9 protein-coding genes are annotated in these 15,005 nt (G+C 72.2%); 4 read left to right on the forward strand and 5 right to left on the reverse strand.

Translation table 11 applies throughout. The features are described from left to right. Positions 1–50 precede the first annotated feature (50 nt). Positions 51–1,049: a helix-turn-helix domain-containing protein gene (locus tag AB0946_RS17615; RefSeq protein ID WP_366761489.1), complete on the forward strand. Its 999-nt coding sequence runs from the start codon at positions 51–53 to the stop codon at positions 1,047–1,049. 141 nt (positions 1,050–1,190) lie between these two features. Here AB0946_RS17615 and AB0946_RS17620 read toward each other — a convergent pair whose 3' ends face one another. Next, on the reverse strand, positions 1,191–4,490 hold the full coding sequence (locus tag AB0946_RS17620) for a S8 family serine peptidase (RefSeq protein WP_366761490.1): 3,300 nt from the start codon (positions 4,488–4,490) through the stop codon (positions 1,191–1,193). Positions 4,491–5,122: 632 nt separating this feature from the next. Here AB0946_RS17620 and AB0946_RS17625 point away from each other — a divergent pair. Both AB0946_RS17625 and AB0946_RS17630 read left to right on the forward strand, forming a co-directional pair. Continuing rightward, complete coding sequence (locus tag AB0946_RS17625) at positions 5,123–6,739, forward strand: flavin monoamine oxidase family protein (RefSeq protein WP_366761491.1); 1,617 nt, start codon at positions 5,123–5,125, stop codon at positions 6,737–6,739. Positions 6,740–7,108: 369 nt separating this feature from the next. Then, the gene (locus tag AB0946_RS17630) at positions 7,109–8,488 is read left to right on the forward strand and encodes an MFS transporter (RefSeq protein WP_366761492.1); all 1,380 of its coding nucleotides are present in this window, start codon (positions 7,109–7,111) and stop codon (positions 8,486–8,488) included. A gap of 86 nt (positions 8,489–8,574) precedes the next feature. Here AB0946_RS17630 and AB0946_RS17635 read toward each other — a convergent pair whose 3' ends face one another. From AB0946_RS17635 to lnt, 4 genes are all read right to left on the reverse strand, one after another. Continuing rightward, on the reverse strand, positions 8,575–10,494 hold the full coding sequence (locus AB0946_RS17635) for a GAF domain-containing protein (RefSeq protein WP_366761493.1): 1,920 nt from the start codon (positions 10,492–10,494) through the stop codon (positions 8,575–8,577). Positions 10,495–10,570: 76 nt separating this feature from the next. Next, positions 10,571–11,392 carry a 3-hydroxybutyrate dehydrogenase gene (locus tag AB0946_RS17640; protein ID WP_366761494.1) on the reverse strand — a complete coding sequence of 274 codons (822 nt, stop codon included), beginning with the start codon at positions 11,390–11,392 and terminating at the stop codon, positions 10,571–10,573. Between the two features lie 54 nt (positions 11,393–11,446). Continuing rightward, complete coding sequence (locus tag AB0946_RS17645; RefSeq protein WP_366761495.1) at positions 11,447–11,926, reverse strand: NUDIX domain-containing protein; 480 nt, start codon at positions 11,924–11,926, stop codon at positions 11,447–11,449. Between the two features lie 101 nt (positions 11,927–12,027). After that, positions 12,028–13,635, reverse strand: coding sequence for an apolipoprotein N-acyltransferase (lnt, locus tag AB0946_RS17650; RefSeq protein WP_366761496.1), 1,608 nt, complete (start codon positions 13,633–13,635; stop codon positions 12,028–12,030). A 345-nt stretch (positions 13,636–13,980) separates the two neighbouring features. On the opposite strand from lnt, the gene AB0946_RS17655 reads away from it, so the two are divergent. Further along, a complete protein-coding gene (locus tag AB0946_RS17655; protein ID WP_366761497.1) occupies positions 13,981–14,952 on the forward strand; it encodes an O-antigen polymerase in 972 nt (323 codons plus the stop codon). The last annotated feature ends 53 nt before the right edge of the window (positions 14,953–15,005 follow it).

Raw genomic sequence — 15,005 nt, forward strand, 5'->3', positions numbered from 1 at the left:
CTCGCGGAAACCCGGGCGGAGGCGGCCCGGATACCGAGAAAGGTGGCGACATGCTGGAGACGGTGGGCCTGACGGCCGACGAGAGCGAGGTGTACCGCCTTCTGGTCGCCACCGGGACTGCGTCCGCTCAGGACATCTCCGGCCGCTCGCACCTCGACGTCGTGACCGCGCGGCTGCTGCTGCGCGCGCTGGAGCACAAGGGCCTGGCGTCGGCGGCCGAGGACAGTCCCGAATGGTTCACGGCCGTGCCGCCGCAGGTGGCCCTCATGCCCCGGCTCCAACGACACATCCACGCCCTGGAACAGACCCGGGCCGCCATCTACGAACTGGCGGAGACACACCGCCGCAGCGCATGGGCCCGGAGCACGGGCGAGGCCGTCGAGATCATCACCGGCGCGGCGGCACTGCGCCAGCATCTGCGCCAGCTCCAGCACGGCACCGACCGCGAGATGATGTGGTTCGTGAAGGCCCAGTACGTGGCCATGTCCCCGGAGAGCAACCAGGAGGAGTTCGACGCGCTGGACCGGGGCGTGCTCTACAGGGCCCTGTACGAGCAGGCGTACTTCGACTGCCCCGACGCGGTGGACTACGTCGTCAAGGGCGTGCGCGCCGGAGAGGTCGCCCGGGCGGTGCCTCTGCTGCCGCTGCGGATGGCGATCGCCGACCGCTCGGTGGCCATCCTGCCGCTGGCCGCCTCGGGCGCATCCCGCAACCCCCGGGAACTACGGGCCGCGGTGGTGCGGGAGAGCAGCCTGCTGGACGCGCTCATCGACCTGTTCGAACACCACTGGAAGATCGGTGCCCCGCTCCGGGTGACAGGGGAGGGCCAGATCGGCGGCGCCGGCACCACGGATGCCGCCTCGCCGGTCGGGGAGGACCGGCACCTGCTCTCCCTGATGGTCGCCGGCATGACGGACGAGGCGATAGCCGGACAGCTGCGGGTCAGCAAGCGCACCGTCCAGCGGCGCATCCAGGGCCTGATGAGCCTGGCGGGCGTCGCGACCCGTATGCAGCTGGGCTGGCACGCGGCCCGCCGCGACTGGCTCTGAGTACGGTAGGACGTCGCATCGCACACGAACAGGGCCCACCGGTGTGTGCGGCGGGCCCTGTCCGACCGTCCGGCCGCTGCGGCCGGGCTGCACTGCTCGCGGAAGCGGTTGCTCGAGGAAGTGGCTGCTCCGCGAAGGCGGCTACTTGAGCAGGTAACCCTTGATGACGGTCTCCTTGAAGGAGTTGCCCGCCGCGTCCTCGACGTGGACGCGCAGGCTGACCGATCCGCCCGCGGCGCTGCGCGGGTGCTCCACGGTCACGGTGCGCTCCATGCCGGAGCCCTCGATCCGCACCGACCGCCAGGTCTTCCCCTCGTCGAAGGAGACCTCGGCCGTGAAGACGCGGACGGGCGAAGCCGGGGCGGCGGCCGTCCGCTGGATCAGGACCGGGATGTCGAGCCTGCGGCCGGCCTCGGCCCGGTTCCACTCGTCCAGCTTCGGCGACATACGGACGGCGTACAGCGGCAGCGCCTGCCGGGTCGTCGTGGTCTGCGACCGGAACCGCCATTCCGCCCGCACACTCGTGGAGACGGAGCTGGGGGCCACGTCACGGTTCTGCTCGACCGTCAGACGGTAGTCGGCGGAGGTGGCATCGGCCGGGACGTCGCTCATGCTCCAGTCCTGGGAGACCAACTCGCCGTTGCGTCGCAGCTCCACCTTGGGCAGCCCGGCCGTGGTGTCGGCCACCAGATCGAGGTTGCCGTTGGCGGCCGACTGGAAGGGCCGGTACATCGTGTCGCCCTCGCGGTAGGCGGCCATCTGGTCCGAGAGGCCCACGGCCTGGATCCCGCCGTTCCACCGCTCCTCGACCTGGGAGCCTGCCTTGTAGCCGTGCAGGTCGCTCAGGTAGCCCTGCCCGTGCGCGTCCGGGTCGAGGAAGCTGTTCTGGTCGAAGGCCGTCTGCCAGCGCAGGCCGTCGGCCGCCGAGAAGTAGTCGACGCGTCGCGTCGGGACCGGGATCCCCTCCATCGCCCGTCCGCTGAAGCGGACGTCGTCGACGTACGTCCACACAAGGCGCATGGCCGTGGTGCCGGGCGTGGTCGCGGCGAACGTGGTGTTCACCCGGGCCAGCTCCGACTTGCGGGGGTGATAGGCGGGGTCCGCCGGGATCGCGCCGTGCACCGGTCGCGTGAGGTAGTAGACCGAGGAAGGATTCCCGTCGGGGCCGGCCGGGTCGCCCCAGACACTGGTGACGAGGTACGTGAACTTCGATTCCTTGTCCCGGGCCGTCGGCACCGCGTACACGCCGTCGATGTGGTCCGTGCCGATCGCGTTGTACATGGTGACCGAGAGAAGCTGGTCGGCCATGCTGATCGTGCCGATCTCGGCCGACATGATGCGCGCGGAGCGGCTCGGTGCCGACACCGTGACCGGCTTCGCCTTCCGGGCGTCGATGGTCACCTGCCGGTCGGCGCTCATCACGACCTTCGGCACACCGACGATGGTGCCCTCGGTGAAGGAGGCGTCGAAGTAGAAGCCGCTCACCGAGTAGGTGTCCTTCGGCAGTCGCACCACCGTGCTGCTCTTGCCGAGCGCCTCGACGTCGTACTCCTTGCCGTCGGCCGAGTTGACCAGCAGGTAGGCGTTGTCGGGGGCGGCGCCCGTGCGGCTCTTCATGTCGATGCGCAGGTCGTAGGACGGCTGCTCGACGTCCATGCCGAACGGGACGCGCACCGAGACCTGGCCGTCCGCCGAGGCCGCGCTGACCACGCCGCTGTAGGCGGCGTACGTGGTCGTGGCCTCCGGCGTCGCGGTGAGGGTGACGTCCGCCGTTCCGTGCGCGGGCACGGTGATCGAGCCGGCGCTGAGCCGGAACACGCCGGCCGGTGCGGGCACGTCCTTCTTGCCGCTGCTGGGGTTGTCCTTCAGCTGGAGAGTGACCGGCGCGGCGCCCGGGTTGCGATAGGTGATGGTCTTGGACACCGGAGGCCGCTTGCCGTCCGTCCAGCGGATGTGCCCGAAGTCCAGTGCGGTGGTGTCGGCGGTGACACCTTGGTCGACCGCCCGGGCGACGTCGACGCGTCCGGCGCCCTGGAAGTAGGCGCCGTGCTCCTTGGCGCCGGTCGCCGACTGCATCAGCTGACGCTTGACCTGCTCCGCCGTCCAGTCGGGGTGCTGCTGGAACAGGATGGCGGCGGCTCCGGTCACGTGGGGCGTGGCCATGGAGGTGCCGCTCATCGCGACATAGCCGTCGTCGGCGGTGGTGCCGCCTGCCTGTGCGGCGACGACGTTGACGCCGGGGGCGATGATGTCCGGCTTGAGGCCGGAGTCGCCCACCCGCGGGCCGACCGAGCTGAAGGCGGCGAGGTCGTCGTCCTCCTCGGCCGCGCCGACGGCCAGCGCCAGGTCGTCGGAGGCGGGTGAGGAGACCTTGTCGGGACCGCTGTTGCCGGCCGCGGCCACGACCAGGGTGCCGTAGTCGCGGGACACGGTGTCGACCATGGCCTCGAGGGCGTCGGTCTCCGGCGTGTCCGTGTCGCCCAGGCTGAGGTTGATCACCCTGGCGCCGTGCTGGGCGGCCCAGGCCAAGCCCTCGACGATGTTCGAGTTGTCGCAGTTGCCGTCCGCGGTACACACCTTGCCGGACAGGATCTGGACGCCGGGTGCCACACCCTTGTACTTGCCGTCCGAGGCCGCACCGGAACCGGCGACCGTGGAGGTCACGTGGGTGCCATGGCCGTTCAGGTCGTCGGTGTTCGGCTCGGTGGTGAAGTTCGCGGACTCGGTGACGAGGCCCTTGAGGTCCGGGTGATGCGGGTCGTAACCGGTGTCGAGCACGGCGACCTTGACGCCGGTGCCGGTGTAGCCCTTCTCCCAGGCGTGCTCGGCGCCGATGCGCGGCACCGTGCTGTCGAGCTGGATCCTGGAGTGGCCGTCCAGCCACACCCGGCGCACACCCGCTCCGAAGGACGTGGCGTCCGCCCGCCCGGGGGCAATGCGCTTCCAGAATCCGGCGGCGTCCGCGCGGTGTTCGCCGAGGGTCGCGAAGGGGGTCCCGCCGATGGGGCGGACGGCGTCGGCACCGGCGGCGGTCAGCTGTCGCCGGGCCGTGCCCGCGGTACCGGCGTACTCAACGATCAGCGGCAGGCTCGACCGCTGCGCGTACTTGCCCCGGACCAGGGCGGAGACGTTGAACAGCGCTTTGTCGAGGCGGCCCGTCGCGAGCAGCGGGAGCGTGTCGGCGGGTATGACCGTCCAGTCGCGACCGGCCTGACGCTTGATGAACGCGATTCGTTCGCGGCCCTCGGCGGGCTCGACCGACACACTCTGCTTGCCCGAGGTGTCCGTCTCCAGCGTGACGCGGTCACCGGTGATGAGCGTGAGCTGATGCCGGGAGATGATCGGCGACCGGGCCGCTCCGGTCTGCGCGGCGGCTTCCGTCCGCCCGGTGCCCGGGCCGAGGTCCTGAGCGGCGCCGGGGGCGGTGGTCAGTCCGGTCACGAGCGCCACGAGGGCGGCGGCTGCCACCGTATGCCGAGGCCGGGGAGGGCGGATCCCGCGGCGCCACCTGTTGTGCATGTCTCTCATGAGAGGACAGCGTGGTGCCGTCAAGTGCCGAGGTCAGCAGTCTGCCCTGTCCATCAGGTGTCAAGTCACCTTTATGCCAACCCTTATACTTCACAAAGAGGACAAAGGCGTCCAGGTTGACGGCTCCCCGGGTGCTGTAAGTGGCCCGCAGCAGTATCGGATGGGTGGCCAACGGGACGCCGCTCGTCAGCCTCCGAGCAGGAGCCCGCACCAGAACGTGTCACCGTCGTGCCGGCGACGGAAGGCATCCGACTCGGTCGCCTCCAGCGGACGCAGCAGGGGCTCATCGGAGTCCGCGCTCCCCACGACCGCCGTCTGAATCCGCCTCTTGTCACCGCGCACGCATCCCCACGCTTCATCCCGACTCATCGTGTCCCCAGCCCCGTTGGCCTCGCAGCCGGCCGGGGGTGCCTCCGGCCCCACGCGTCGATGTCTCCTCGGCTCTGCGCCTACAGAAACGTGCGGGATACACGAATGCGTCGTACGCCGTAACGGTCCATTGGCACGCTTCCCCCGTCGTTCAAGATCGGAAGGGGAGCCCCTCCATGGCAGAGCCTCAAGTCGGGACGGGAACAAGCCGACGCGCGTTCCTGCGCAGTGTGGGTGTGACCGGCGGTGCGGGCGCCATGTTCGCCACGATGGGGGCGCTCGGCCTCGCCCCCACCGCCGCCTACGCAGCGGAGAAGGAAGCACCGTTCCGCGCCCCGAGGCACGGCGACTTCACCCTCCAGGGCCGTAAGGGCAGGCCCCCCAAGGTCGTCGTCATCGGCGGCGGCATCGCCGGTCTCACCTCCGCCTACGAACTCGGCAAGGCCGGCTACGACTGTACGGTCCTCGAAGCACGCGATCGCGTCGGAGGCCGCAACCTCACCGTCCGCGGCGGCGACCGGCTGACCGACATCAACGGTGTCAGCCAGACCGCGGGATTCAGCAAGGGCCAGTACATGAACGCCGGCCCCGCACGCCTCGCCCAGTGGATGGTCACCCTCGACTACTGCCGCGAGCTCGGCGTGCCCATCGAGGTCTTCACCAACACCAATGCCGGCGCGCTCATCTACAACGAGACCACCGGCATGAAGGCCCCGGTCCAGTACCGCACCGCCAAGGCCGACGTCTACGGCTACGTCTCCGAATTGCTGTCCAAGGCCACCAACTCCGGTGCCCTGGATGCCGAGTTGACGGCGGACGACAAGGAACGGCTGCTCACCTTCCTCAAGAGCTACGGCTCGCTCGGGTCCGACTACACGTACACAGGAACCGAACACCGCGGCTTCAGCGTCGACCCGGGCGCCGCCGGCACCCCCGGCGAGAGACTCGGCGACGTACCCTCCCTCTCCGATGTGTTCGCCTCCAACGTGGGCCGCTACTTCTCCTTCGAGTTCGGCTACGACCAGGCGATGCTGATGTTCCAGCCCGTCGGCGGCATGGACCGGATACCGATGGCGTTCGCCCGCGCCATAGGCGAGGAGAAGATCCGCACCAGCGCACCCGTCACCGACATCAAGAACACCTCCGACGGCGTGCTGATCACCTACACCCAGAACGGCCGTACCCGCACCATCACGGCCGACTACTGCATCGCCACCCTCGCCCCGCACATCCTGGCCAAGACCTCGCACAACCTCGGCACCGCCGTGCAGACCGCCCTGCGGGCGGTGAAACCGTCCTACGCCTCCAAGATCGGCCTCGAGTACAAGAGCCGCTGGTGGGAGAGGGATTTCAGGATCTTCGGCGGCATCACCGAGACCGACCTGGACCTCGATCACATCTGGTACCCGTCCTACGGGCACCTTGGCGAGCGCGGCCTGGTCATCGGCTACTACAACACGGGCGTCCACTCCGACGTGTACTCGGCCCTCACCCCAGCCCAGCGCCTGGAACGCGCCCTTGACCAGGGCGTCAAGATCCACGGCGGCAAGTACCGCAGCGAACTCGCCGCGTCCTACTCCCACCAGTGGAAGCTCGTCCCCCACCTCGAAGGCGCCTGGCACTCCATGCCCGGCGGCCCCGACGCACCGGCGTACGCGCCGCTCAACACGGCCCAGGGGCACGTGTACTTCGCCGGTGACTACCTCAGCTATCTGGACGCCTGGCAGCACGGCGCGATCTCCTCTGCCCGCAAGGTCGTCACCGCGCTGCACCAGCGCGTGCTCGCCTCCTGACGCGGCCTCGCGGCCCGGTCGCCCGCGGGGCAGCGTCTTGCTGTACGGTTCGCCGCTCCCCACGGGGCACAGGTCGCGTCGTGGGGGAGCGGGCGTACATGATGATGGTCTCTCCATCGCTCCCCACGCGCAGGGGGACCAGCACGGAGTCAGCACAGACCATCAGATCACCCCGGAACTACGCGTCTCGGACGGCACTCGTTTCCAGCTCCGCCGAGCCGCTCCACCGCCCTTCCGTGAGCTGGCATGGTGGCGACACGCATAGCCGACCATCGAACTATGGTGCCCCGCCACATGTGCCCCTGATCTGCCTCTTCCTACGGTGTGCGACACGTACCCGTCCCCACCGCACACGAGGAAGTGGCGCACATGGCCTCCGGAACCACCACCGCTCCCCCACCCCCCGCCAGCCTCCCCCGCATCGTCGCCGCCAGCCTCATCGGGACCACGATCGAGTGGTACGACTTCTTCCTCTACGGCTCCGCCGCCGCGCTGGTGTTCAACAAGCTGTTCTTCCCGGGCTCCGACCCGCTCGTCGGCACCCTGCTGTCGTTCCTGACGTACGCCGTGGGCTTCGCCGCCCGCCCGCTGGGAGCGCTCGTCTTCGGGCACTACGGCGACCGGCTGGGGCGCAAGAAGCTGCTGGTGCTCAGTCTGCTGCTGATGGGCGGGGCCACGTTCGCCATCGGCCTGCTGCCCACGCACGCCACCGTCGGCACCGCCGCGCCCGTGCTGCTCACCCTGCTGCGCCTCGTGCAGGGCTTCGCGCTCGGCGGCGAGTGGGGCGGTGCCGTCCTGCTGGTGTCGGAGCACGGGGACGCGCGGCGGCGCGGCTTCTGGGCCTCGTGGCCGCAGACCGGCGCGCCGGCCGGACAGCTGCTGGCGACCGGCGTGCTCTCCCTGCTCACCGCCGTGCTGTCCGACGACGCCTTCGGCACGTGGGGGTGGCGGATCCCCTTCCTGCTCTCCGGGGTGCTCGTGCTCGTCGGTTTGTGGATTCGTCTGTCTGTCGACGAATCGCCCGTCTTCAAGGAGGCCCGGGAGCGGGCCGAGGCGCGGCGGGACGGTGCCCAGGAGAAGCTGCCGCTCGTCTCCGTGCTGCGGCACCACTGGCGGGACGTGCTCGTGGCGATGGGCGCCCGCATGGCCGAGAACATCAGCTACTACGTCATCACCGCCTTCATCCTCGTCTACGCCACCACCTCGGCCGGCGTCTCCAAGCAGACCGCCCTCAACGCCGTCCTCATCGGCTCGGCCGTGCACTTCGCCGTCATCCCGGCCTGGGGCGCGCTGTCCGACCGGGTCGGCCGGCGGCCCGTGTACCTGCTGGGCGCCGCCGGTGTCGGGCTGTGGATGTTCCCCTTCTTCGCGCTCGTGGACACCGGCTCGTTCGGGTACCTGATCCTCGCCGTCACCGTCGGACTCGTGCTGCACGGCGCCATGTACGCGCCCCAGGCCGCCTTCTTCGCCGAGATGTTCGCGACGCGGATGCGGTACTCGGGCGCGTCCATCGGCGCGCAGTTCGCCTCCGTGGCCGCCGGCGCGCCCGCCCCGCTCATCGCCACCGCGCTGCTCAAGGACTACGACGACTCCACCCCGATCGCGCTGTACGTGATCGCCGCCGCCGTGCTGACCCTGATCGCGGTGGGCCTCGGACGGGAGACGCGGCACCGCGATCTGGCCCGGGTCGACGGTGAGGACGGGCAGACCCCCGCGGCGAGCCCGGCCGCCGAGGCGCGCACCGTCTGAGCGCCGCCGCCCGGCCCGCGTCCCGGCCGAACCGGCCTTCGCTCCGGCACCGTACCGACGTTCTGACCGGCCCCCGCGGGGGCCGGTCAGTGGCGTCCGGGCACGGCCAGCCGGTGCAGTCGCAGGGCCAGTTGGATCTCCAAGGCCCGCGCGGGTGTCTGCCAGTCCTCGCCCAGCAGGCGGCCCACGCGCTCCAGCCGCTGCGCCACCGTGTTGACGTGGACGTGCAGCGCGTCCTTGGTGCGTGCCGGGCTCATCCCGCCCTCGAAGTAGGCGTCCAGGGTCCGCAGCAGCTCCGTGCCGCGCCGCTCGTCGTACGACACCACCGGGCCGATGGTCCGCTCGACGAACCCCGCGATGTCCCGTTCACCCGCGAGCAGCAGGCCGAGGAAGCCGAAGTCCTCGGCCGCCGCGCCGTCCCCGGCCCGGCCCAGCAGGCGCAGCGCGTCCAGGCAGCGGCGCCCCTCGGCATAGGCGGCGGTCACGGTCTCGGGGTGCCCGGCGAGATCGGTGACGGGCGCGGAGGCGCCGACCGTGACCGGCTGGTGGACGGCCGTGCCCAGATGGCGGGCGGTGCGGCGGGCCACGTCCGTCGCGGTGTCGCCGGGGCCGAGCGGCAGCAGCAGGACCGTGCCGCCGTCGCGCGCCGCGGCCAGGCCGTGCCGGGTGGCCGCGAGGTGGGAGGCGGCGGACCAGAGCCGGCGGCGGGCCGCGGCCTCCTCGTCGGCGTCGGCCGCCGGGCCGTCGAGGCGGGCGGCGAGGACGACATGGGTGGCGTCCAGGTCCGCCTGGAGGCGGCTGGCGCGCTCGCGCAGCAGCCGCGGGTCCCGGTCGCGCGCGTCCAGCAGGTCGTCCAGCAGCTCACCGCGCACGCGCTGTTCGGCCTCGGCGGCGGAGCGGCGGGCGAGCAGCAGCAGGGAGGTGACCATCGCCGCGCGCTCGAAGGTGCGCTGGTCGACGGGGTCGAGGCCGGGGTGGCCGCGCAGGACCAGCGCGCCGAGGAGTTCGCCGCCGGCGGCCACCGCGGCGATCCAGTCGCTGCCGTGGCGAACCGCGTGCCCCTCGGCGCGGGAGGCCTCCAGCGCCTCGGCGGGTGCCGCCGTGGCCTCGGTGAACTCGACGGTTCCGGCGAGGACCTGGGAGACGGCGGCGGCCACGTCGTGCACCCCGCCGCCGCGCAGGACGAGTTCGGCGAGCCGGTCGTGGACGTCGGACGCGCGCTCGATGACGGCGCTGCGGTCGCGGATGATCTCGTTGGCGTGCTCCAGGCCGGCCAGGGCTGCGCGGGTCTCGGTGAGGAGGTTGGCGGTGTCGATGGCCGCCGCGGCGAGCGCCGCGAAGGAGCCGAGCAGGGCGATCTGCCCGCGTTCGAAGACCCGCGCGCGCCGGTCCGCCGCGAACAGGACGCCGATCACGTGCGGGCCGAGCATCAGGGGGACGCCGAGGATGGCGACCAGCCCCTCGTCGCGGACGCCGGCGTCGATGGTGAGGGTGTGCTGGAAACGGCCGTCCTGGAAGTAGTCGTCGGTGACGTACGGCCGGGCGGTCTGGGCGACGAGTCCGCCGAGCCCCTCTCCCATGCCGAGGCGCAGCTGCTGGAAGCGGGCCGAGACGGAGCCCTCCGTGACCCGCATGTAGGTGTCGCCGCGCGCCGGGTCGTTGAGGCTCAGGTAGGCGACGTCCGTGCCGAGCAGGGAACGGGCACGCTGCACGATGGCCTGGAGGACGGCGTCCAGATCACGGAGTCCCGCCAGGTCGTGGGCGGTCTCGAAGAGCGCCGACAGCTCCGCCTCACGCCGTCGGCGGCCCTCCAGCTCCGCGCGGACGCGCAGGGCGAGCAGTCTGGCCTCTTCCAGTGCGGCGACGCGGTCCGCCGGCTCGCCCCCGGCTCGGGCGCGCAGCACGGGCTGCTCGTAGGCCTCGACGGAGGCGTCGCGGGCCAGCAGGTCGAGGTACGGGGCCTCGGCGCTGCCGCTGGGTGCCGACTGCAGGTGATCGCGGGACATGGTCACAGGATTCCGTATGGGCCACCCGGCCCGGCAGCCCTGTGGAAAACTCCCGGAGCCGGTGCCGCCGGGCCGGTCAGTGGGCCGTCCACCCGCCGTCCAGGACGAGCGAGGTGCCGGTGACGAAGGACGCCTGCGGGCCGCACAGGTAGGCCACGGCCTCGGCGACCTCCTCGGGTTCGATGAGCCGCCGCACGGCGCTGTCCTTCAGCAGGACCTCGGCGAGCACGCGGTCCTCGGGGATGCCGTGCGCCTCTGCCTGGTCGGCGATCTGCTTCTCGACCAGTGGGGTCCGCACATAGGCCGGGTTCACACAGTTCGAGGTCACTCCGTGGGCGGCGCCTTCCAGGGCTGCCGTCTTGGACAGCCCTTCGAGGCCGTGTTTGGCGGCCACATAGGCGGACTTGTAGGCCGAGGCACGCAGACCGTGGACGGAGGAGACGTTGACGATCCGGCCCCAGCCCTGTGCGTACATGTGCGGGAGGGCGCCGCGGATGAGGCGGAAGGGTGCTTCCAGCATCACGGTGAGGACCGTGTGGAACACCTCGGGCGGGAACTCCTCGATGGGCCGCACGAGTTGCAGGCCGGCGTTGTTGACCAGCACATCGGTGCCGGCGGCGGCGCGTTCGGCGGCGTCCAGGTCGGTGAGGTCCACGACCACGGGTACGACGGTGCCCGCGAGATCGCCGGTCCGCTCCGCCTGCTGGGCCAGTTCGGCCAGGCCGGCCGCGTCCCGGTCGACGGCGCGCACCTCGGCCCCGGCGGCGGCGAGCCGCAGCGCGCAGGCGCGGCCGATGCCGCTTGCGGCACCGGTGACGAGGGCGGTGCGGCCGGCGAGGTCGAGGCTGAGGGGCTGGGATCGGGGGCCGGGCCCCGGAAGGGGGGTGGGCGAGGTCATGTGCCGACCCTAAGCGGAGCCCAACGGTCACCACATGTGGCGACCACCCATACTTCAGCTGGCAGTCATAGGGGCGAACCATGTGGGTGCATCCGACATGGCTTGTTTGATCCGAAAGAGCGCGAACTCATGCAGGTCGGGCAGCGCGTCGACCATGAACCAGCCGACCTCCAGCGACTCGTCGTCGTTGACCCGGGCCTCGCCGCCCACCGCACGGCAGCGGAAGGTGATGTCCATGAACTGGCACGTGTCGCCGTTGGGGTACGTCACCGGCTCCAGCCCCTGGACCAGGACGACCCGCTCGGCGACGCAGTGCACCGCCGTCTCCTCGAAGACCTCCCGCACCGCACAGGCCGCGGGCTGCTCGCCCGGCTCCGGGATGCCGCCGATCACCGCCCACTCGCGGGTGTCGGACCGCCGCCCGAGCAGCACTCTGCCCTCGTCGTCGAAGACGATCGCGGTGACACCGGGGAGCCACAGCAGCTGTTGACCGGCGGTGGCCCTGAGCGTGCGGATGAAATCGGGAGTAGCCATGACCGCGACCCTAGCGGGCCGGTACGCCGCCGCGGGGCAGCCTCAGGAGTCGTATGACGGTCGTACGGCGGTCGCGCGCAGCGCGAACGGCACACGCACGGCTACGCGCCACCGGCGCGCCGGGCCCGCAGCCCGGAACCGATCGCCCAGCCGATCCCGCCCGCGGCGACCAGCACCAGGGCCGTCTCCGGAAGGATGCCCAGTTCGGTGGCGGGGGTCGTGGACGTGCGCAGCGGCACCTTCTGGACGAGGTAGGCGGGCACGAACATGCCGGTCCTCTGGGTGATCCGCCCGTCCGGCATGATGACCGCGCTGACCCCGCTGGTCACCGGCACGGTCACGGTGCGGCTGTGCTCGACGGCGCGGATACGGGACATGGCGAGCTGCTGGTAGGTCATCTCGCTGCGGTCGAAGGTGGCGTTGTTGCTCGGTACGGAGATCATCTCCGCGCCGTGCGTCACCGTGTCCCGCACGGCCCAGTCGAAGGCGGCCTCGTAGCAGGTGGCCAGGCCCACCTTGGCGCCGCGGATGTCGAACACGCCCGGCTTGGCACCCCGGCTGAAGTCCTGGCGGGCCATCTCGGTCCAGCTCTTGTTGATCGCGCCGACCAGCGAGCGCAGCGGGAGGTACTCGCCGAAGGGCTGGATCTGCCGCTTGTCGTAGGTCTGCGTCGGTCCCTTGACCGGGTCCCACAGGATCTGCTCGTTGAGCAGCTTCCCGTCCCGCTCGACCACGCTGCCGACGGAGATGGGCACGCCGATGTCCTTGGCCGCCTGCTCGATGACCGCGGCGGCGTCCGGGTACGCGAAGGGGTCGATGTCGGAGGAGTTCTCCGGCCACAGGACGTAGTCCGGCCTGGGAGCCTTGCCCGCCCTGACGTCGGCGGCGAGCTTGTGCGTCTCGCGCGCGTGGTAGTCGAGCACGGCCCGCCGCTGGGCGTTGAACTCCAGGCCGGCGCGCGGCACGTTGCCCTGGATGAGCGCCACGGTCGCGGTGCCGTGCTGCGCGGAGTCGCTCACCAGCGCGCGGGCGGCGACCGCGCCCGCCACCGGTACCGCCACGCCGAGCAGGGCGGCGGCCGCTGCGGCGCGCCGCACGACCCGGTCACGGCGCAGCCCGGCGATCAGCCGGCCGGCCTCGTACAGGCCGAAACCGCACAGGACGACCGCGAAGCCGAGCACGGGGGTGCCGCCCAGCGCGGCGAGCGGCAGGAAGACCCCGTCCGCCTGACCGAACGCCACCTTGCCCCACGGGAAGCCCTGGAACGGCACCCGCGCGCGGGCCGCCTCGCCCGCCGTCCACACGGCCGCCGCCCACATGGGCCAGGCGGGCAGCCGGGAGACCGCGGCGACACCCACGCCGACCAGCGCGATGAAGACCGCCTCGATGGCCACGAGCGCCAGCCAGGGCAGCGGGCCGACCTCCACGCTCGTCCACACCAGCAGCGGCAGCAGGAAACCCAGCCCGAAGAGGTAGCCGAGGCCCAGGGCGGCCTTCCAGCTCCGGCCGCGCAACACCCAGCCGAAACCGGCGAAGGCGGGCAGGGCCAGCCACCACAGGGTGCGCGGCGGGAAGCTGACGTAGAGCAGCACCCCGCAGAGCGCGGAGGCGGCGGCCGGGACCAGGCGGAGCAGCCGGCCGCGCGCACGGGAGGCCCGGCGCGGCTGGAGCTGGTCCGACTGGTCCACGGAAGTTGCGGTGACGGTCACCCGGGTGAGTGTACGGCGGGTGACGTCGCCGCCGACAGCGCGGCCGGGCCCCGTACACCGGCGTTCGCCGCTGGTGGGGGGCCGTTCGCGGCATGGTGGGGTCGGTCCTCGCGACGCCGTGGGATCACGGTGTTGCTCCGCGCACGTCCCCAAACCGGTCATGAGCCGTTACGGTGTGCCCAGCTTCGGCGGCGCGGCCGGGCCCGGTGCGCGGCCGTGTCCTGCCACAGGCCGGGGACCGGGTACGGGGGGCGACGGGTGGGGTCGACGGGGACGGGGTCCGCCATCGGCGCGTACGGTGCGGATGCCCACAGCGCGCGAAGAAACGTTTCCGACGGAATGGGCATGATCCTGTTGGGGGCCTGTGCGGGGTGGTCGCTGATCACCGCCGCGGCCCATGACGGACGGCCCGAGGGCATGCTGCTCGCGGTGCTCGCCGTGGCCGCCGGGTATGCGGCGGGCCGGGTCTCCGGTGCGCTGCTGCCGGTCGCCGCGCCCTGCGCCGGTGCCGTGGCGGGACTCGCCCTGGCCGTGACCCTGCCCGGGCTCTCCCCCGGTCCGCGGTACGCCGCCCCGCTCGGGCACGCCGGTGCCACGGCCGCCCTCCTGGCGCTGGCCACCGGGGCCGCCTGCTGTGCGGCCTGGGCGACGGCCGTACCGGCCCTCAGGTTCGGGCTGCGGGTGCTGGCCTGCGCCGTCGTGGCGGCCGGGGCGGTACTGGGGTCGGCCGCGGGCTGCGCGGCCAGCGCGGCGGTCCTGCTGTGTTCACTCGCCGCCGGCTTCGCGCGCGGCCGGGGTGCGTGGCTGGCGGGGACGGCCGTGGCGGCCGGCCTGGTGGCGGCGGCGCTCTGGGCGGTCGCCGGGAAGGTGCTGCCCGGCGGGCACACCGGGGCGGTCGGGGGGCGGTTCAGCGGGCACCGGGTCCGGCTGTGGCGGGACGCGTTGTGGGTGGCGGGCCGCAACAGCGGTCTCGGGATCGGCCCCGGCCGCTTCGGTGACCCGGCCCCGGGGGCACCGCGCGCCCTGGTGTCCGACGGCAGACCGCACTCGGCTCCCTTGCAGCAGGCGGCCGAGCAGGGGCTGGTCGGGATGTTCCTGCTGGTCGCCGTGTTCTGCTGGGTCCTCTACGCGCTGTGGCGCTCCCCGCGCCCCACCGCCGTCGCCCTCACCGCGGGCGCGGCCCTGACGGCCCTGGCCGGCCTCGCCTCCGTGAGCAACGCCCTCAGCTTCACGACGGTGACGTCCGGCGCGGCCCTCCTGGCCGGCTGGGCCACGGCCCGCCCGTGGGCGGGCGGCACGCCGGCACCGAGGCCCTGAGCCGGGGCCGGCGGGCGCCATGGGTGCCGGCGCGGGCCTCCCGGCGCGACGGG

It is taken from the genome of Streptomyces sp. NPDC046870 (assembly GCF_040704595.1).
Lineage (GTDB): Bacteria > Actinomycetota > Actinomycetes > Streptomycetales > Streptomycetaceae > Streptomyces > Streptomyces argyrophylli.

Excerpts from the sequence above, each read along its gene's own strand:
- AB0946_RS17640 (WP_366761494.1), bottom strand. The coding sequence starts at position 11,392 with ATGACCTCGCCCACCCCCCTTCCGGGGCCCGGCCCCCGATCCCAGCCC.
- AB0946_RS17635 (WP_366761493.1), bottom strand. The coding sequence starts at position 10,494 with ATGTCCCGCGATCACCTGCAGTCGGCACCCAGCGGCAGCGCCGAGGCC.
- AB0946_RS17655 (WP_366761497.1), top strand. The coding sequence starts at position 13,981 with ATGATCCTGTTGGGGGCCTGTGCGGGGTGGTCGCTGATCACCGCCGCG.
- AB0946_RS17625 (WP_366761491.1), top strand. The coding sequence starts at position 5,123 with ATGGCAGAGCCTCAAGTCGGGACGGGAACAAGCCGACGCGCGTTCCTG.
- AB0946_RS17630 (WP_366761492.1), top strand. The coding sequence starts at position 7,109 with ATGGCCTCCGGAACCACCACCGCTCCCCCACCCCCCGCCAGCCTCCCC.
- AB0946_RS17615 (WP_366761489.1), top strand. The coding sequence starts at position 51 with ATGCTGGAGACGGTGGGCCTGACGGCCGACGAGAGCGAGGTGTACCGC.
- AB0946_RS17645 (WP_366761495.1), bottom strand. The coding sequence starts at position 11,926 with ATGGCTACTCCCGATTTCATCCGCACGCTCAGGGCCACCGCCGGTCAA.